Raw genomic sequence first — 18,865 nt, 5'->3', positions numbered from 1 at the left:
ATCCGCGGCGTTCTGGAAGACGCGCAGACAGCCCCCTCGCCGCCTCGCCGTCGGCTCAACCGGTGATCTCGACCTTCCCGTTCGCGGTGGTGGATTCGGGGCGTGGGTCTTTTGCCCCGCGGGTGACGCCTTTCAGCAACTCGGCGAGGTCGACTCCGGTGGTGGAGCTGAGGAGTTCGAGGCCCTGGGCCACGTTGTCGGCCACGGCACGCGGGATCCGGCCCGCGCCGTCGGTGGAGATCACGGTCATCTTGTCCACGGCGCTGAGCGGTTCGGACGCCTTGGCGACGACCTGCGGCAGCACCTCGACGAGCATCTGCAGGATGGCCGCGTCGCCGTACTGCGCGAACGCGTCGGCCTTCTTGCGCATCGCCTCGGCCTCGGCCGCGCCCGTGGCGCCGATCGACGCCGCCTCGGCCTCGCCCTCCAGCCGTACGGCCTCCGCGATCGCCGCACGCCGGGACCGCTCGGCCTCGCCCTGCTTGAGCCCCTCGATGGCGCCGGCCTCGGCCAGCGCGCTGCGGCGCTGCTTCTCACCCTCACCCGTGAGCCGGGCCCGCTCCGCCTCGGCCTGGGCCGCGGCGATACCGGCCAGCCGCTCGGCCTCTGCCTGCTTGACGCGGGCGACCCGCTTGGCCTCGGCTTCCTGCTCGGCGGCGTAGCGCTGGGCGTCGGCGGGCTTGCGGACCTTGGTGTCCAGCTGCCGGTCGGTCAGGGCGGCCTGCCGCTCGGCGACCTTTTCCTGCTCGGCGAGGATGTCCTGCTGCCGGGCCGCCTCGGCGAGCGGGCCCGCGGCGGCGGCACGAGCAGCGGCCTCGTCGGTCTCGGCCTTGATCTCGGCCTGCTTGAGGCAGAAGGTCCGCTGGGCGACAGCGATCTCCTCCTCCGCCTTGAGCCGGGCCTGCTCGGCGGCCCGCCGGGCCACGGCCTCGGCGATGTCGGCCTCCTGTCTGGCACGCGCGGCCTCCGGGCGGCCGAGGTCCTCCAGGTACGAGCCCTCGGTGGTGATGTCCTGGATCTGGAAGGCGTCCAGCACCAGCCCCTGCCCGGACAGGCTCGCCTCCGCCTCCTCGGCGACCTGCCCGGCGAACGCGGCCCGGTCGCGGATGACGTCCTCCACGGACATCCGGCCGACGATCGCCCGCAGGGCGCCCGACAGCACCTCCTGGGTGAAACCCACGATGCCGTCCTGCTGCATCAGGAACCGCTGCGCCGCCGCGCGTATCGAGTCCTCCGTGCCGCCCACCTTGACGATCGCGACGCCGTCCAGGTTCGCCTTCACCCCGCGCAGGGTGACCGCGCCGCGCACCGCCACCGGGATGTGGCGGGAGGACAGGTCGAGGGTGAACTTCTGCTGCACGAAGGGCACGACGAAGACACCGCCACCGACCACGACCTTCTGGCCGCTGTTGTCGGTGAAGACCCGGCCGGTCTCCGGATCGGTGGCCTTCTTGCCGCGCCGGCCGGTGACGATGAACGCCTCGCTCGGTCCGGCCACCTTGTAGCGAGTGATCACGACGAGTGCCAGCAGCACGACGAGTACGACGACTCCCACCACTGCGACGACGACAGGACTCATGGCAATGCCCCCGAATCAAACGTGAGGAATAGAAGGAAAGGAAAAGACAGGTGAGGCGGGTGGCTCAGCGCTCCACCGGACGGACCACGACCGATGTGGCGGTCGGCGCCGACTCCACCCACACCTCGGCGCCCCGCGCCACCGGCTCGGCGCAGCGGGCCGCGAACTTCACGGGCTGACCGGCGAGTCGGAGCAGCACCTCACCGAAACCGTCGGCGGGGATGGCCGTCACCACGTTCCCCGCGGTGCCGACGAGGTCGTCGCCGTTGGGCGTGATGGCCGTCTGGTCGCGCATGAGGACACGACCGAAGCGGTACGTCAGCCATGCCGTCCCCAGTCCGGCAAGCACGCCGGCACCGGTGGCCGCCGCGGGACCCGAGCCTGTGGTGCCCAGGGCGATGGCCCCGCCGAAGCCCGTCATCGCGACGAAGCCCGCGACCACCGGCAGCGACAGCAGTCCGTCGAGGGCACCGTCGAGGACCCCGTCCAGTGCTCCCCCCAGGACTCCGTCGAAGACCAGCGACAAGGCGAGCAGTACGACCCCCGTGATGCCGAGTCCGAGGTACAAGGCCATGCGTACCGTCCCCCTCTCGCCCCGTCGCCGGTCTCCGGCTCGACGGGATCCTCACACGGAGCGGCGAAGGGGTTCATTGCCGCGTTCCGGCAATCTTCACGCGTCTTCGATGCCGTATCCGTGGCATCTCGGACGCCGGACAGAACGGGCAGGTCGACCTGTGCGGTCGTCCTTGTCCCCGCCGTCGTCATGGCCATCGGCACCGCGCTCACGAGGATCGCCACCGGTTGTCGCGCGGCACGCCGCGCCGGAATCCGGGGGCGGTCCGTCGGCGGGCCGGGAGCACCCTGTCGCCCGCGGCAGTTCTCCGCCGTCATCGCGGGACTCGCCGTCGGCGTCGAGCCGCGCATCGGAACCCTGGCCGCCGCGTACGTCCTGATCCTTGTCGTCGTCGGCCCGCTCACCGCGCGCCGTACCGAGCCGTTGGCCCGCCGACCAAGTCGCCTGTCCACTGCCTCAGCACAGCTCGTCCGGGTGGACGCGGAGCGAGTGGAACCCGTACATGTGAACATCTGACCCGGGACCAGCCGGTCCGAGGAGCCGAGGCCCAGGCGCACCGGACAGAGGGGGAGGCACAGTGACCGCACACGACACACCCGGCCGATTCGTCGACGGGTATGCCGAGATCGTGGCGGATGCCGCCTCCACCGGCCGCCACCTCACTCGCCACGAACTCGACTCCCGCCGCGAACTGGGCGCCCGAGCGGCGGCATCGGGCCACGGCTGGCGCGTGCTGGTGCGCGAACACCTCGCGACCGCCCGCGCCGCCTGGCCACGCACAGCGAGCCCCGACAACGTCCTCACCGTCATCGAACAGGCCATGGACGCCTTCGCCGATGGGTACGAGCGCGCCCAGCGTCTCGTCATTCGGCAAGAGGAAGCGGCCAGACGCGAGTTCATCGACGACCTGCTCCACGGACGCGGCGACCCCGGTCATCTCGCCGCTCGTGCCGAACGGTTCGGGCTGCGCCTGTCGCGCGTCCACGCCGTGGCCGTCGCCGAGGGCCCGGCCGGCTACGACGAGACCGACCCCGTCCCCCGCAGGGTGGAGGACGCCCTGTTCGGCCGCTTCGAGAACCGCCGGATACTGTTCACCACCAAGGACGGCCGGATGGTCTGCGTCGCCCCCGGTGACGAGGACGACGTCCTCATGCACTTCGCCAAGCAGGCCCACGCCGCGACCGACGGCGGCCAGGTCGCGATCGGCCGCCCCCGGGATGGCGCCGTGGGGATCGGGCACAGCTACGAAGAGGCCCTCAACGCCCTCGACGTCGCCCAACGCATGGGCTTCGGCGACCCCGTGCTGCACGCCGCCGACTTGCTGGTCTTCCCTGTCCTGGCACGCGACCGGCAGGCGCTTCTGGACCTGGTACGCAGCACCCTCAGCCCTTTGGAACAGGCCCGCGGCGGAGCCCAGCCGCTCCTCGACACCCTGACCGCCTACTTCGACACCGGCTGCGTGGCCGCCGAAACCGCCCGCCGACTGGTACTGAGCGTGAGGGCACTCACCTACCGCCTGGACCGCATCCACCACCTGACCGGCACGGACCCCACCGACCCCGCGCACCGTTACACCCTGCAGACCGCGGTCATCGGCGCCCGCCTGCTCAACTGGCCGACCAGACCCCTGTGAGTCCGACGGCCCGTCCAGGCCAACCTGCCCAAACGGAAGTGCGGTCGGGGACCGAGTGGGACAATCCACGTCCGGGGTCCGCGCTGACGAAGCGGTCGGCGTCCCGCAAAATACCGGGGAGGAGCGGAAGGAACCGTCAGCATGATCGAGTGGGTGTCCCTCAGCGCCGAGGCTAGGCCCGTTCCCCGCCCCGTCGCCACTTTGTGGGTATGGGCTACCGCCGCCGGCGGCGCCCTGACCCTGGTAGCGCTGCACAACACCCTCATAGGATCGGACCGCCCCGGGCCCGCGCTGGCCGCGCTGTCGCTGCTGGCCGCCCTGCTCGGACTGTGCGCCCGCTTCACCGCCGCACCGGGCACGGCCGTTCTGTGCTGGCTGTTCCTCAACGGCTTTGCGATCCCACCCGCGGGCACCCTCACCTGGGCCGCGCACCGCGACACCTTCTGGCTCACCTGCCTGGTCACCGCCGCCCTCTTGGGCACGGCAATGGCCCGCATCCACCACGCCCGGGCCGCCTACCGCCGCGTCACCGTGCACGTCGCCGCCTCAACGGAACAGGACCCTGAAGTCAGCGGTCGCTGATCAGGCGCACAACGACACGGGGTTCCGACGCCGAACGGCACGGGGCTCCGACGCCGAACGGCAAGACAGCCACGCCACCCGGGAGACACTCCCGCGACCTCATGAGTCACATTTTCATCACGGGACGTTTTCGTTTCACGCCCATGGCAAAGATTGCGCCAAGTAATCGCCATGATTCGGTCGTGAACACGGGGGGTCGGAGTGAGTTGGAGACCGGGGCGCCGCGCCGTCGGCGTGCAGGTAAGACGGACGCGGCCCCTGGGGTCCGCTGTGACTGCTGTGGCGGTTCTGGCAGCACTGTGCGCCGGGGTGCCGGTCTCTCGAGCGGTGGCGGACGAAGCGGAGCGCCCGCCGGCGGAGGGGCAGAAGGCGCTCGCCGAGGCCCAGGAGTCCGGGAAGCGGGTCGAGGTCGTAGGGGAGCGTTCGGAGCGTACGACGGTTTTCGCCAACCCGGACGGTTACACCTTCACGTTGGAGGAATCCGCAGTTCCGGTGCGGGTGCCCACGGCCGACGGGGGCTGGCAGGCGCCGGACGCCACCTTGGAGGTCCGCGCGGACGGAACGGTGGTGCCGAAGGCCGCGGCGGTGGAGATGGAGTTCTCGGGCGGCGGGGCGAAGGATCCGCTGGTGGAGATCTCCGACGCGGGGCGCTCGCTTCGGATCGGCTGGCCGGGCAAGCTTCCCGAGCCGGAGCTGGACGGGGCCGACGCGGTGTACCCGGAAGTGCTTCCGGGGGTCGACCTCGTGATCACGGCCTCCGTGGAGGGGTTCCGCCATGTGCTGGTGGTCAAGTCTCCCGAGGCCGCGGCCCAGGAGGAACTGAAGGAGATCGACTACGCGCTGAAGGCGACCGGCCTGAGCCTGCTCAAGGGCAAGGCGGGCAACCTCACCGCGATCGACGACGACGGCAACCGGGTCTTCCGGGCCCCGCCCGCGCAGATGTGGGACTCCGCCGGCACGGCGTCCGGAGCTCGGACCATGTCCCTGGCGGCGGCCCCGGCGGATGCCGCGGAGGACGAGGGCTCGGATCCGGCCGAGACGGGCGCGGCCCCCGCGCAGGGTGCGGAGCCCGGCGCGGGGGACACCGTCACCACCATGGACGTGAAGGTCTCCGACGACGCGCTGACGGTGATCCCGGACGCGGAGATGCTGTCCAAGACGGAGGCGTCGGCGTTTCCGCTGTACATCGACCCGACGGTGACCTGGGATGAGTCCGAGCGGACCCTGTTGCGCAGTGACGGCTACGAGTCGTACGGCTGGGGCAACGGCGACGACGGCCTGGGCAAGGGCGCGGGCAAGTGCGGCACCTGGAACAACTACTACTGCGGGCCGGGCTATGTGCAGCGGTTGTACTTCGAGTTCTCGCCGGCGAGCCTGAAGGGCAAGCAGGTCCTGGACGCCACGTTCCGGGTGACCGAGCCGTGGGCGTTCCAGTGCGATCCGCGCTGGGTGGACCTGGTGCGCACGAACAACATCTCCTCCTCCACCACCTGGTCCTCGCGGCCCAAGGCGCTGGATCTGATGGGTGACCGGCATGTCTCGGCGGGACGGGGCTCGCTGTGCGATCCGAACTCCCCGGACGCGCCGATCGAGTTCAACGACAACCCCGAGGAGACGAACGAGAACCTGACGCCGACGGTGCGGAGCTTCGCGGCGGGCGGCTTCTCCCGGCTCACGCTGGAGATCCGGGCGCACGACGAGAGTGACACCAGTGCCTGGAAGCGGTTCAAGAACGACGCCGTGCTGGCGGTCGACTTCGTGGGCCTGCCCGCCAAGCCCACCGGCATCGGCCTGGTGACCGGGTCCGGCACCGTGTGCGAGAAGACCGAGTCGGACCCGGCGATCGTCTCCGATCCCACCCCGGCCCTGACCGCGACGGCGCAGACCGCCGCCGGCGGGGAGAAGGACGCACAGCTGCGCGTCTACTTCGACCTCGACCACAAGAACAGCGACAACACCTGGTCGGACACCACGGCAGGCAACGGTGATCTCAGCCCGTCCAGCGGGTACGTCGGTGACGGTGTGAAGCTGACCAAGTCCTGGTCGACGCTGACCGAGGGGAAGCTCTACCGGTACCGGGCGTGGGTGCGCTCGTACTACAACAGCGGCGGCAGCTACCTCTCAGGGCCCTCCAACGCCTCGACGACCGGCTGGTGCTACTTCAAGGTCGACCCGACCGCTCCCAAGGCCCCGAAGATCACCGTCGGCAGTCCCTACTCCGCCTGCACCGACACGGCCTGCCCGGCGGGAGGCGGCCCCGGCCAGAAGGCCACCTTCACCTTCGGCCCCGCCACGGGCGACTCGAACGTCGCCTACCAGTACAAGTTGTCCTCCGCGGACGCCTGGTCGACGCCCGTCAACGGATCGACCGTGTCGAAGGACATCACGCCCAACAGCTCCGGCACGTACAGCGTGTACGTGCGGGCGAAGGACTCGGTGGGCCGCTGGGGCGCGCAGAACGTGGTGGACTTCCTCGTCGCCGCCGGCGAAGGGCCGGTCGGCCGCTGGCACTTCGACGAGCCGGACGGCATCGCAGTGGACTCCGCCACCGCCGACGGGGCGGACAACGCGACACTGGCCGGGGGCGCGGCCCGGGACGACCGCGGCCGGCGCGGGCTGGTCACGCACGACGCCGAGGGCCTGCCCCTGGCGGAGGCGGTCACGGACAAGGGGCTGTCGCTGAACGGGACCACCGCCTACGCGGAGACCGGCGCGCCGGTGCTGGAGACCCGCTCCGCCTACACGGTCTCCGCCTGGGCGCGGCTGGACGAGGGCGGCAAGAACGCCTCCGTGCTCGCACAGCCCGGGGGGCAGGGAAACACGTTCGTCCTGTGGTACCTCGCCGATGTGAAGCAGTGGTTCTTCGGCGTGCTCGACCAGGACGGCTCCACCCTCCGGGGGAAGTACTCCGTCTACGCCGCCCAGACGGGGGTGTGGACCCACCTGGCGGGCAGCTACGACCCGGCCACGGAGGAGCTGATCTTCTATGTGGACGGCCGTCGGCAGAGCCAGCCCCTGGCGACCGGTGCGGGCTCCTGGGAGTCCACCGGAGGGCTGCAGTTCGGCCGCTACAAGTTCCCGAGCGGTGCTTCCACGTACCACTTCCCCGGCTCGATCGACGAAGTCGCCGTCTGGCAACGGGTCCTGACCCATGAAGAGGTCGCCGACGAGACCCGGCTGCTGCTCTCGGAGAACTTCGCCGGAGTCGAGATGGTGGCCGACTGGAACGCCGCTCGGGGAAGCGGCACCACGATCGCGGACACCACGTCCGGCTACGGCAGGAGCCTGACCCTGTCCGGCGGCGCCTCCATCAGCGAGGAGGCCATCGTCCTGGACGGAGTGGACGACGCGGCCACAGCCCCGGGCCCGCTGGTCTACGACCACGCACCCTTCACCGTGTCCACGCTCGTCGAGCTGGACTCCGCGAAACTGGTGAGCAAGGACATCGGATACACCGGGCAGGTCCTGGGTCAGCGGACGGCAGACGGATCCGCCTGGGGCTTCTGGTACGAGCTCACCGGCAAGGACACCGTCCTCGACGAGGAGACACTGGAGGAGATCACGAAGCCGGTCGGCGTCTGGCACTTCGGCCGCCTGAACGCCGACGGCACCTTCTCCTCCGTGGTCTCCGACGAAGTGGCGGCTCTGGACAGCCCGGTGCGGCTGACCGGTATCTACGACTCGCTCTACGGCACGATCAGCCTCTACCTGGGCTACGGGCAGAACGGCGACGCGAAGGCGTTCACCGTCCAGATGGGCACCGGCGACTTCGCCATCGGCAAGGGCTTCACCAACGGCGCGTGGAAGCACTACCTGCCCGCCCGCGTCTCCGAAGTCCGCCTGTGGGCAGGGGCGATGGCGAGCCCGGAGCAGGTCGAGGTCCGCGTGGGCGACTGATCCGGTCCCCCGCGAACCGATCCGCGCGGGAGGAACGGTGCGGTGCCGCGACGGCGGCGCCGCACCACCTGCCCCGCACATTGCCTGTCACTCAGCACATCACCGGTCACCGGCACGTCACTTGCCGGCTTTCACGGCTCAGAACAACGGGGTGATCCAACAACCATGATTTCTGGCAGATACACACCAAAAAGGATGCGAAGTGGGGGCGGACGGCGCGTCGGCGCGGTCGTCGCGACGCTGGCCCTCTCGCTCGTCGTCCCGACCGGACTGACCCCGGTCGCGCAGGCAGCCGACCAGGGACTCGGCCGGCCGGACGTCCCCGAACAACGCGTGAGCAAGGTCAAAGCGGTCGACGGGCCCGGCGCCGAGGAAGCCCGTGCGAAGGTCGCCAAGGAGAAGAGGGCCGACGCGAAACGGGCACGGAAGGCGCGTGCCGAGCAGCAGGCGGCCTGGCCCACGCAGGGCGACGCGGTCGTCGAACTGGACGTGAACAAGCGTGCCACGGCGAAGCCGGGCGGGCTCCCCGTCACCATCGCCCCGGCCGCCGGCAAGGGCGCTGCCGAGGACGGCACCACGGCCGGCATCACGGTGCTCGGCCAGAAGGCGGCGCGGCGTGCCGGGATCACCGGTGTCCTGCTCACCGCCGGGGCGGACCGTGCGGGCCGGGCCGACATCGCTGTCGACTACAGCGGTTTCGCCTCGGCGGTCGGCGGTGACTGGTCCTCCCGGCTGCGCCTGGTGCGCCTGCCCGCCTGTGCGCTGACGACGCCCGAGAAGGCCGAGTGCCGCACCATCACCCCGGTGGAGTCCCGCAACGACCCCGCCGGCCGGACCGTCACCGCGACCGTCGCGCTGGACACGTCGGGCGAGGGCCTGTCGGCCCAGTCGGCCCAGTCGGCCAAGGCGGCGTCCGCGCGGACGACCGTCCTCGCGGTGACCGCGACGGGCCCCGGCTCGGGCGAGTCCCCCTCGGGCACCGGTGACTACTCGGCCACGGAACTGTCGGAGTCGTCCTCCTGGGAGGCGGGCGACAACTCCGGCTCGTTCCACTGGAACTACGACGTCAACGTGCCGTCCCCGGCCGCCGGCCCGACGCCGGAGCTGTCCCTGTCGTACGACTCGGCCAGTGTCGACGGCCGTACCGCCACCACCAACAACCAGGGCAGCGCGGTCGGTGAGGGCTTCAGCCTGACCGAGTCCCACATCGAGCGTGCCTACGGCTCGTGCGACGACGACGGCCACGAGGACGTCTTCGACAGCTGCTGGAAGTACGACAACGCCCAACTGGTCCTGAACGGCAAGGCGACCCGCCTGGTGAAGGTCTCCGGCACCTGGGACAGCACCTGGCGGCTGGCGAACGACGACGCCTCGACCGTGACCCGCTCCACGGACGCCGACAACGGCGACAACAACGGCGAGTACTGGACGGTCATCACCGGAGACGGCACCAAGTACGTCTTCGGACTGAACAAGCTCGCCGGCGCGGGCGAGCAGCGCACCGACTCCACCTGGACCGTGCCCGTCTTCGGCGACGACTCCGGCGAACCCGGTTACTCCGACGGCACCTCCTTCGGTGGCCGCGCCGTCACCCAGGCATGGCGGTGGAACCTGGACTACGTCGAGGACACCCACGGCAACGCCTCGACGTACTGGTACGCCAAGGAGACCAACCACTACAAGAAGAACAAGGCCACCACGGCCAACGCCTCCTACACACGCGGCGGCTACCTCAAGGAGATCAAGTACGGCCTGCGCAAGGGGGCACTGTTCACCGACGACGCCGACGCCAAGGTCACCTTCACCCACGCCGAGCGGTGCACCGTCTCCGACTGCTCGCAGCTGACCAAGGACACCGCCAAGAACTGGCCCGACGTCCCCTTCGACGCGATCTGCACCGACGGCGACGACGATTGTCTGGGCACCGGCCCGTCGTTCTTCTCCCGCAAGCGACTGACCGGCATCGACACCTTCTCGTGGAACGCCACCAGCAGCGCCCACGACCCGGTGGACTCCTACGACTTCACCCAGGAGTACCTGGACGGCGGGGACATCGGTGACACCTCCGACCACGTCCTGACCCTGAAGTCCATCAAGCGGACCGGCAAGGCCGGCGGCACGAGCATCGCCCTCAACCCGGTCTCGTTCACGTACCAGTGGCGGGAGAACCGGGTCGACGGCACCGACGACATCCTGCCCCTGACCCGCCCCCGCGTCTCCACGGTCACCTCGGAAACCGGGGCGATCACCACCGTCACCCTGTCCGCACCCGAGTGCGTGCGAAGCGAGGTGCTGGGCGCGGCCGAGGACACCAACACCCGTTCCTGCTACCCGGTCTACTGGAATATCAACGGCGCCGCCGAGGCGTCGGTCGACTGGTTCCACAAGTACCGGGTCGAGGCCGTCGTCGTGACCGACCCGGCGGGCCACAACGACGCCGTCGAGTACGCCTACGACTACAGCGGCGCCGCCTGGCACCACAGCGACAGCCCCTTCGTCCCGCAGGCCGAGCGCACCTGGTCCGAGTGGCGCGGTTACCGCCAGGTCATCGTCCACACGGGCGCCACGAGCACCACACGCTCCAAGACCGTCTCGCTGTACCTGCAGGGCATGCACGGCGACAAGAAGAAGGACGGCACCACCCGATCGGTCACGCTCACGCCGCTGTCCTCACCGGCCATCGGGGTCGCGGGCATCACCGACAGCGACCAGTACGCGGGCATCCGCCGCCAGCACGTCACCTACGACGGCGCCACACCGATCACCGTCGAGGTCAACGACCCCTGGTCGAAGGAGACCGCGCGCCAGAGCGCGCCCGGCGCCCCCGACCACGTCGCCCGCTATGTCCGTACGGACAAGACCACCACCTATGCGTACCTGACCGCCGCGAAGACCTGGCGGGCCCGCGCGATCGCCACCACCTACGACGACCACGGCATGCCGGTGGCCGTCGACGACTCCGGTGAGGTCGGCAAGGACGGCGACCAGACCTGCACCCGCACCTGGTACGCGCGCAACGCCGACGTGGGCATCAACGACCTCGTCTCGCGCAAGCGCACAGTCGGCCGGTCGTGCTCGGTCACCGACGCGAGCCTGAGCCTGCCGACGGACCCGAAGACTCGCGGCGACGTCCTCTCCGACACCGCCACCGTCTACGACAGCCCCACCGCCACCACATGGTCGGCGACCCAGACCCCGACCAAGGGAGCCGCCACCTGGGCCGGACGCGCCACCGGCTACAACGCCACGGCAGGTGCGGACGGACTGCGCGCGGCATCGGGCTGGCAGCGGGTCACCGCCACCACCTACGACACGCTCGGCCGCCCCGTCGACGTCACCGACGCCGACGGCCGGACCACCAACACCGCCTACACCCCCGTCGCCGCGGGTCCGCTCACCAAGACGATCGTCACCAACCCCATGGGGCACAAGGTGACCAGCTTCCTGGACCCCAGACACGGCCAGGCCTTGCGCATGTACGACGCCAACCTGAAGAAGACCGAGTCCACCTACGACGCCCTCGGCCGGCTGACCGCGGTCTGGCAGCCCAACCGCAACAAAGCGGCCGGATACAGCGCCGGCACCACCTTCGCCTACCGGATCAGCAGCACCGAACCGTCCTGGGTGTCCACCTCGACCCTGAAGAAGGACGGCGAGACGTACAACACCAGCTATGAGCTGTACGACTCGATGATGCGCCCGCTGCAGACGCAGACCCCCACTCCGCTCGGCGGCCGCGTGCTCACCGACACCCGCTACGACACCCGGGGCCTGGCCTACGAGAAGTACGAGGACATCTTCGACAGCACCGCCACCCCGAACGGTACCTACACGCGAGGGGAGTACGGCGAGGCGCCCGCACAGGCCGAGACGGTGTACGACGGCGCGGAGCGGGCCACGGTCAGCACCCTCTACTCGTACGGTGTGAAGAAGTGGTCGACCACCACGACCCACACCGGTGACTCCACCGCCACCACCGCCCTCCAGGGCGGTTCGGCAACCCGTACCATCACCGACGCACGGGGCCGGACCGTCGAGACCCGGCAGTACGCGGGCACCAGCCCGGCCGACCCGGAGTTCGGCGGCGGCTCGGGAACCGCCTCGTACGCCTCCACCAGGTTCCAGCTCACACTGGACGACAAACAGTCCAAGGTCACCGGCCCCGACGGCGCCGCGTGGACGTACGGCTACGACCTGTTCGGGCGCAGAACCAGCGCCGACGACCCGGACAAGGGCCTGACCGAGCTGGGGTACGACAGCCTCGACCGGCTCACCAGGACCACCGACTCCTTCGGCCGTACCGTTCTCTCGGGCTACGACACGATCGGCCGCATCACCGGCACCTGGACCGGCTCGAAGACCGACGCCAACCAACTGACCGCCCTGACCTACGACTCCCTGCTCAAGGGCCTGCCGGACGCGAGCACCCGTTACGTCGGTGGCAAGTCCGGCAAGGCGTACACCAGGACTGTCACCGAGTACGACAGCCTGTCCCGGCCCACGATCACCGAGCTGACCCTGCCGGCCTCCGACCCGCTCGTCGAGGCGGGCGCACCGGCCACCCTCGCGTTCGAGAACCGCTACAACCTCGACGGCACGCTGCAGAGCTCCAAGGAGCCGGCCGTCGGCGGCCTGCCCTCGGAGATCGTCGACTACGGCTACACCGGCCTCGGGCAGGTCACGTCCATCGCCGGCAGCACCGGCTACCTCCTCGACGTCGACTACTCCGCCCTCGGCCAGGCCCAGCAGCTCGTCCTCGGCACCGCGAACACCGAGGAACACAAGAAGGCGTACGTCACCAACACCTGGGAGGAAGGCACCGGGCGCCTCCTCGGCAGCCACGTCACGGACCAGACCCACCCCTACAAGCTCCAGGCACTCGGCTACACCTACGACCACGCCGGCAACATCACCTCCATCGCCGACACCAGCACCCTGGGCGGCACCGCGTCGGCCGAGACCCAGTGCTTCGCCTACGACGGACACCGGCGCCTGACCGAGGCATGGACACCCGCCTCGCAGAAGTGCTCCGACCCCCGCAGCACGAACAGCCTGGGCGGCCGTGTCCCGTACTGGACCGGCTACACCTACAACGACGCCGGCCAGCGCGTCACCGAGACCGGACACACCGGCACCGGCGACACCACCACGACGTACTGCTACGAGAAGACGGACCAGCCCCACGCCCTGACCGGAACCAGCACCAAGGCCGACTGCGCTGCCCCCGACCGCTCCTACGAGCTCGACAGCACCGGCAACACCACCAGCCGGCCCGACGGTGCGGCCACCCAGGACCTCGACTGGTCCGACGAGGGCAGGCTCGCCACCCTCACCGAGGGAGGAAAGACGACCAGCTACCTCTACGGTGCCGACGGCACCCTCCTGGTCCGCGCCACCGAGGGCGGAGAGCGCGTCCTGTACCTCGGGTCCACCGAGCTGCACCTGCGGGCGAACGGGAGCACCTGGGCCCAGCGCCACTACGGATCGGGCAGTCTGACCGTCGCCGTGCGCTCCAACGAGAGCGGCAGCAACGAGCTGAGCTACCTCGTCACCGACCAGCACGGCACCGCGAGCCTCGCCATCGACGCCACGAACCAGGAGTACTCCCGGCGCTACTCGACCCCGTTCGGCGCGCCGAGGGGCACCACCACCGGAGCGGCCTGGCCCGACGACAAGGGGTTTCTCGGCAAGACCACCGACACCGGCACCGGTCTCACCCACGTCGACGCACGCCAGTACGACCCGGAGATCGGCCAGTTCATCAGCGTCGACCCGCTCCTGCAGACGAACGTCGGCCAGACCCTCAACGGCTACAGCTACGCCGTCCAGAACCCGGCAACCATCGCCGACCCCTCCGGCCTCGGCGTCCCCGAGTGCAACGAGCCGCAGAAGTATGGCATCACGTGCCGGGGCGGCATTCCGGTCAGCACCAGCAAGAAGACCAGCAGCAGCGGTGAGGGCCCTGTCCGAGCCTGCCGCTGCGGAAAGCGTCCCCCGCTGGTCAAGGGAATGAAGCCCACCGGCCTCGGAGGCACCCCGGGCCGACGCAACATCACGCTGCCCTCGACGCCGCCTCCCACGGGATGGCTGAGGACTGTGCCCCCGCCCAACCCCGGTCCCAAGCCGAAGGCCGAAGCCAACAAGAACTGGTTCGAGAAAGCGACGGACTGGGTGCCCTCATGGGGGGACGTCAAAGACGGCTTCGACTACGTCATGTCGTACAGCAAGACATCCGGCGTGTGCGTGAGTGGCAGCGCGATGTTCGGCGCCGGAGCCGAGTACTCGGGATGCTTCATGCGGGTCGGCGACGAATACGCGTTCGCCTGGGTCGAGGAGGAGCAATCCGGCGGCGAGGCGTCCATCGGTGTCACCGCCGGCCTTGTCTGGAGCAACGCGGACTCGATCGACCAGGTCCGGGGTGAGTCGGCGGGCATCGGCGGAAGCGCCGGACCGTTCAGCCTGAGCCACCGCGGAACCTTCGGAACCAGAAACAGCCGGGGCGATATCGTCCACAGTGTCACGACGTCTTTCGGAGCCTACGGCGGACTCGGCGGCAATTTCGGCGCCGGAAACACCAAGATAGCCAGCGCGAGTACCGTGTTCGGGGAAGTCGGGGATTTCCTGAAGTTCTGGTGAGAAATCGCTGCCGCGCCGCTGATGTAGAATGCGGCGCGGCAGTGTCCGTGCCCTTTGTTCACTTCGCACAGCTGGAGAAGAAATGCCGGGAAGCGCGATAATGACAGCCGCCCCTGAGGGAGCTGCCGGCTTCCTCTACCTGGCATGGAAGGGAATTTTCGGCATCCTCGGATTCCTGCTCGCCCTCAATGTCGGCGACTCCGCCTACCGGATCTACGAGTTCGCCACGAACCGCGGCCCATTCGCTCCTGGCCCCGGCTTCAGTCCGCTCGTCATCAGGATCGTCGGAGTCCTCATAGGCGCCGTTTCGACGTGGTCGTTCGTGCAGGGCCTGACTTCCTAGCGCAATTCAAGTGCGCCGAAGGAGGCAGAGGCGTTCCCACCTCTCCTTGGCCTGACCAAGCTCTCCGGGCACAGGCCGCTTGCGCGGCAAGGCGGTCGTGCTCCACCGACAGCCGATCGAGCAGCTCGGCCGTCAGCAACCTTCCACCCGGGCGAGGTCATGGTGAAGGGCCCCCGGAAGGTGACGTCGGCTCGCCGGTGCCCTCGCGCATGCCGTGGTCCGGCCGGTCGGCGACGAAACGGTCTTCGCGCCATGGAACCGTGGTGGACGTCGACGCCCGGGTCGACTGATGATCTTCGTCTGCGTCAAGGCCGTGGACCGCGCAGGCGCCGCCGCCCGCACCCGGGAGGCTGACCGCGGCACGGCCTGCTGCCCCAGGCGGGCGCTCATGAGCGGTCGGGCGTCGCGCATGTGCGAGCCGACCGGCGCGCGCCCGCGTGATCACCCGGAAGAGCGAAGGGGAGCGTCGGGCGCTTCCTGCTCGGCACGCCGGCGGTACTCGGCGTTGATGCGCTGAGCTTCCTCGAGCTGGTCTTCAAGGATGACGATGCGGCAAGCGGCATCGATCGGGGTGCCCCTGTCGACGAGTTCGCGGGCGCGCGCGGCGATCCGCAGTTGGTAGCGGGAGTACCGGCGGTGTCCGCCCTCCGAGCGAAGCGGAGTGATCAGACGAGCCTCACCGATGGCTCGGAGGAAAGCCGGGGTGGCGCCGAGCATCTCGGCGGCCCGCCCCATGGTGTACGCGGGGTAGTCATCGTCGTCCAGACGATCACTGAGGGGGTTGTCTGCTGTCATGTCACCTCGTTGTGCAACGCGTCGAGGGGCCCTGGTGCCGTACGGCACCAGGGCCCCGAAGGAAATTCAACACCATCTGTCGGCCCTAATGCTCTGCCGACCTTCTGTTTTCCGCTACCAGCCCTGCAGAAGGGGGGTGCGGGGATCGCGGCTGCGTGACCGGGGACCACCTTCCAATCCGGGGTCTTGCGGTACCCGGCCGAGCGCCTCTCGGGCCGGGCGATCCTGATGGCGTCTGTGTCCTCCGTCCTTCCTTTGAACCAGAACTGCACTGCTCTGCGAACTTCGTGTACTGCAACCCGCCAGTTCGTGTCTGCCGGGTTTCGCTTGACCTCTGTCGACGAAGAAAAGCTTAACTGTGTCAGAGCCCAATGTCTACTCTGGCAAGAGTAGATTTCGCCTACCAGGAGGAACAGATAGCCTGTGACCTGCAACAACGGGTGCCGCAGCCGTCCTGGTCGGCGGTCCAGTCGCGGACAACGGACGGCGGGACAGCCGTGAGGGCCCTGCCGACGCGTGTCGGCAGGGCCCTCACCGGGATCCTTTATGGCGGGTTTGCCGCCCGTCCTCATCCGTCCAGGCAGGCGGCGGCGCCGAGCAGCGCCGACGAGGCCTGGAGCGGAGCGGAGACCCGCTCGGGCGCGGCGTCGGGGCGGGCATGGCAGGTGAAGCCGAGGCGGGTCATGGCTCGGACGACTTCGCCGCCGGTGAAGTCGCGGCGGTCTTGTCGGGTGACGACCTCGCCCACCTGCTTGACGGGGTAGCGGCGGCGGCCGATGGTCACGGACTCACCCGTGACGATCTCGGGCGTGACGCCCTTCATGGAGGCCAGCACTCCGCTCTTGCTCAGGTCGAACGGGTACCGGGCGATGACACAGCGCATGTTGCCCTCACAGAGAGAAGAAGAACGGGCTGATCGGGGTGAGGCGGATCAGCGGGAGAGGGCGAGGACGCCCGGGGCCCGGCCGTGTGCCCCGCCGGCGACGGGCCGAGGGACGGGCGAGGCGAACGGTTCGTCGACGACGTCCCGTAGGCGGAGCCGGTCCGTGTACGTGGAACCGCTGCGGTGAACGGCGAGCTCGGCCCGGGTGACCGAGCCCGTGCACTGATCGTCCCCGTCGCACAGCAGCAGGAACTCGACACGGGCACCGGCCATGAGGGACAGGGCGACCTCGACGGTCATGTCGTCCCGAACCCGGGGCCCGGCCGCGTCCATGTCGTCGACTGCGCTCATGGTGGAGCGAACCGCCGGTTGTGGCTGCGTCTGAACCGGTGTCAAAGCTGCCTCCAGTGAGACGGATGAGCGATGGGTGAGCTTCGGGTCGATGCCTCTAGGCAGCCGAGTCGAAAGCGGGCCGCTGCGCCCTGCGCCGCCCGGCTCGTCCGGTGGCACGCCCCTGGGCGGGGCGGTCGCGGCGGCTCCGGGACGAGGAAGCCGCGGACGTCACGGCGCGGCGGGGGCGTTCCACGACGGGCGCGGTGATGACGACGGGAACACCGGAAGGGGCCTGGGCGCCGGTGATGCGGCTCAGTTCCGCCTCACCCGAACGTACCGGGGTGATCCGGGGGGTGATCCCGGCCGCGGCCATCAGTCGGTTCATGCTGCGGCGCTGGCCGGGAGTCACCAGGGTGACGACGCTGCCGGACTCTCCGGCGCGGGCGGTTCGGCCGCCGCGGTGCAGGTAGTCCTTGTGGTCGGTGGGCGGATCGACGTTGACGACCAGGTCGAGGTTGTCGACGTGGATCCCGCGCGCCGCGACGTTGGTCGCCACCAGTACCGTCACATGTCCGGTCTTGAACTGGGCGAGGGTCCGCGTGCGCTGCGGCTGGGACTTGCCGCCGTGCAGGGACGCCGCGCGGACGCCGCTGTTCAGCAGGTGCTCGGTGAGCCGGTCCACGGCGTGCTTGGTGTCCAGGAACATGATCACCCGGCCGTCTCGTGCCGCGATCTCCGTGGTCGTCCGGTACTTGTCCGCCTCGTGCACATGGAACACGTGGTGCTCCATCGTGGTGACCGCTCCCGCGGAGGGATCGACGGAGTGCACCACCGGGTCGGTCAGGTAGCGGCGGACGAGCAGGTCGACGTTGCGGTCCAGGGTGGCGGAGAAGAGCATCCGCTGCCCTTCGGGGCGCACCTGGTCGAGCAGGGCCGTGACCTGCGGCATGAAGCCCATGTCGGCCATCTGGTCGGCCTCGTCGAGGACGGTGATGGCGACGTCGTCCAACCGGCAGTCGCCACGGCCGATGAGGTCCTTGAGCCGCCCCGGCGTCGCGACGACGACCTCCGCGCCGGCCCGCAGCGCACCGGCCTGCCTGCCGATGGACATCCCGCCGACCACGGTCGCCAGTCGCAGCCTCACGGAACGGGCGTATGGGGTCAGTGCGTCGGTCACCTGCTGGGCGAGCTCGCGGGTGGGGACCAGGACCAGGGCGAGCGGCCGTCGTGGCTCCGCACGCCGACCCGTCGTACGGGCCAGCACCGCGAGGCCGAAGGCGAGGGTCTTGCCCGACCCGGTACGGCCGCGGCCGAGCACGTCACGTCCGGCGAGGGAGTTGGGCAGGGTCGCCCCCTGGATGGGAAACGGGACGGTCACGCCCTCGTGGCCGAGCGCGGCCAACAACGGTGCCGGCAGGGCGAGGTCGGCGAACGACTCGACGGCGGACAGCGCGGGCGTGATCGTCACCGGCAGCGCGAACTCGCCCTGGGGTGCGGCCGGGCGACGTCCGTAGTCCCTGGTACGCCGCGGAGGCCTCGAGCGCTCGGCGGCAGAACCCGGGGAGCGGTCGTAGGTACGGGTCGTGCGTGCGGTGCGTGCGCGGTTCAAG

The 18,865-nt window shown here is 69.9% G+C and carries 11 protein-coding genes and 1 pseudogene; 6 read left to right on the top strand and 6 right to left on the bottom strand.

Annotation, left to right across the window (positions count from 1 at the left end):
• Window positions 1-55 precede the first annotated feature (55 nt).
• Together IG99_RS27745 and IG99_RS27740 are read right to left on the bottom strand one after the other, a co-directional pair.
• Window positions 56-1,579, bottom strand: a complete 1,524-nt coding sequence (locus tag IG99_RS27745; protein WP_037678300.1) for a flotillin family protein — start codon at window positions 1,577-1,579, stop codon at window positions 56-58.
• A 64-nt stretch (window positions 1,580-1,643) separates the two neighbouring features.
• Window positions 1,644-2,153 (bottom strand): hypothetical protein, encoded by a 510-nt coding sequence (locus IG99_RS27740; RefSeq protein ID WP_037678297.1) that lies wholly within the window; start codon window positions 2,151-2,153, stop codon window positions 1,644-1,646.
• Window positions 2,154-2,321: 168 nt separating this feature from the next.
• Here IG99_RS27740 and IG99_RS27735 point away from each other — a divergent pair.
• The 6 genes and pseudogenes from IG99_RS27735 to IG99_RS27710 all read left to right on the top strand — a co-directional run.
• A pseudogene (locus IG99_RS27735) lies at window positions 2,322-2,669 on the top strand (cation:proton antiporter); the annotation flags it as partial.
• A gap of 61 nt (window positions 2,670-2,730) precedes the next feature.
• A complete protein-coding gene (locus IG99_RS27730; RefSeq protein WP_037678293.1) occupies window positions 2,731-3,786 on the top strand; it encodes a PucR family transcriptional regulator in 1,056 nt (351 codons plus the stop codon).
• Between the two features lie 141 nt (window positions 3,787-3,927).
• Window positions 3,928-4,368 (top strand): hypothetical protein, encoded by a 441-nt coding sequence (locus IG99_RS27725; RefSeq protein ID WP_037678292.1) that lies wholly within the window; start codon window positions 3,928-3,930, stop codon window positions 4,366-4,368.
• Between the two features lie 327 nt (window positions 4,369-4,695).
• Window positions 4,696-8,265: a LamG-like jellyroll fold domain-containing protein gene (locus tag IG99_RS27720; RefSeq protein WP_234311976.1), complete on the top strand. Its 3,570-nt coding sequence runs from the start codon at window positions 4,696-4,698 to the stop codon at window positions 8,263-8,265.
• Window positions 8,266-8,460: 195 nt separating this feature from the next.
• Window positions 8,461-14,901, top strand: a complete 6,441-nt coding sequence (locus IG99_RS27715) for an RHS repeat-associated core domain-containing protein (RefSeq protein WP_107056038.1) — start codon at window positions 8,461-8,463, stop codon at window positions 14,899-14,901.
• 100 nt (window positions 14,902-15,001) lie between these two features.
• Window positions 15,002-15,244: a hypothetical protein gene (locus tag IG99_RS27710; RefSeq protein ID WP_051865948.1), complete on the top strand. Its 243-nt coding sequence runs from the start codon at window positions 15,002-15,004 to the stop codon at window positions 15,242-15,244.
• Window positions 15,245-15,685: 441 nt separating this feature from the next.
• Here IG99_RS27710 and IG99_RS27705 read toward each other — a convergent pair whose 3' ends face one another.
• The 4 genes from IG99_RS27705 to IG99_RS27690 form a co-directional block, all read right to left on the bottom strand.
• Complete coding sequence (locus IG99_RS27705) at window positions 15,686-16,039, bottom strand: MerR family transcriptional regulator (RefSeq protein ID WP_037678286.1); 354 nt, start codon at window positions 16,037-16,039, stop codon at window positions 15,686-15,688.
• A 568-nt stretch (window positions 16,040-16,607) separates the two neighbouring features.
• Window positions 16,608-16,922 (bottom strand): SCO5918 family protein, encoded by a 315-nt coding sequence (locus IG99_RS27700; protein WP_037678283.1) that lies wholly within the window; start codon window positions 16,920-16,922, stop codon window positions 16,608-16,610.
• Between the two features lie 48 nt (window positions 16,923-16,970).
• Entirely contained in the window at window positions 16,971-17,273 is a 303-nt protein-coding gene (locus tag IG99_RS27695; protein WP_037678280.1) for a CBS domain-containing protein, read from the bottom strand.
• A gap of 97 nt (window positions 17,274-17,370) precedes the next feature.
• On the bottom strand, window positions 17,371-18,864 hold the full coding sequence (locus tag IG99_RS27690) for a DEAD/DEAH box helicase (protein ID WP_199815608.1): 1,494 nt from the start codon (window positions 18,862-18,864) through the stop codon (window positions 17,371-17,373).
• Window position 18,865 lies beyond the last annotated feature (1 nt).

This window comes from Streptomyces griseus subsp. griseus, from assembly GCF_000720255.1.
GTDB lineage: Bacteria > Actinomycetota > Actinomycetes > Streptomycetales > Streptomycetaceae > Streptomyces > Streptomyces griseus_I.
Note: the sequence above shows the minus strand (reverse complement) of the source record. Positions and strands in the feature narration are given on the sequence as shown.

Excerpts from the sequence above, each read along its gene's own strand:
- IG99_RS27745 (WP_037678300.1), bottom strand. The coding sequence starts at position 1,579 with ATGAGTCCTGTCGTCGTCGCAGTGGTGGGAGTCGTCGTACTCGTCGTG.
- IG99_RS27740 (WP_037678297.1), bottom strand. The coding sequence starts at position 2,153 with ATGGCCTTGTACCTCGGACTCGGCATCACGGGGGTCGTACTGCTCGCC.
- IG99_RS27725 (WP_037678292.1), top strand. The coding sequence starts at position 3,928 with ATGATCGAGTGGGTGTCCCTCAGCGCCGAGGCTAGGCCCGTTCCCCGC.
- IG99_RS27715 (WP_107056038.1), top strand. The coding sequence starts at position 8,461 with ATGCGAAGTGGGGGCGGACGGCGCGTCGGCGCGGTCGTCGCGACGCTG.
- IG99_RS27710 (WP_051865948.1), top strand. The coding sequence starts at position 15,002 with ATGACAGCCGCCCCTGAGGGAGCTGCCGGCTTCCTCTACCTGGCATGG.
- IG99_RS27705 (WP_037678286.1), bottom strand. The coding sequence starts at position 16,039 with ATGACAGCAGACAACCCCCTCAGTGATCGTCTGGACGACGATGACTAC.
- IG99_RS27700 (WP_037678283.1), bottom strand. The coding sequence starts at position 16,922 with ATGCGCTGTGTCATCGCCCGGTACCCGTTCGACCTGAGCAAGAGCGGA.
- IG99_RS27695 (WP_037678280.1), bottom strand. The coding sequence starts at position 17,273 with ATGAGCGCAGTCGACGACATGGACGCGGCCGGGCCCCGGGTTCGGGAC.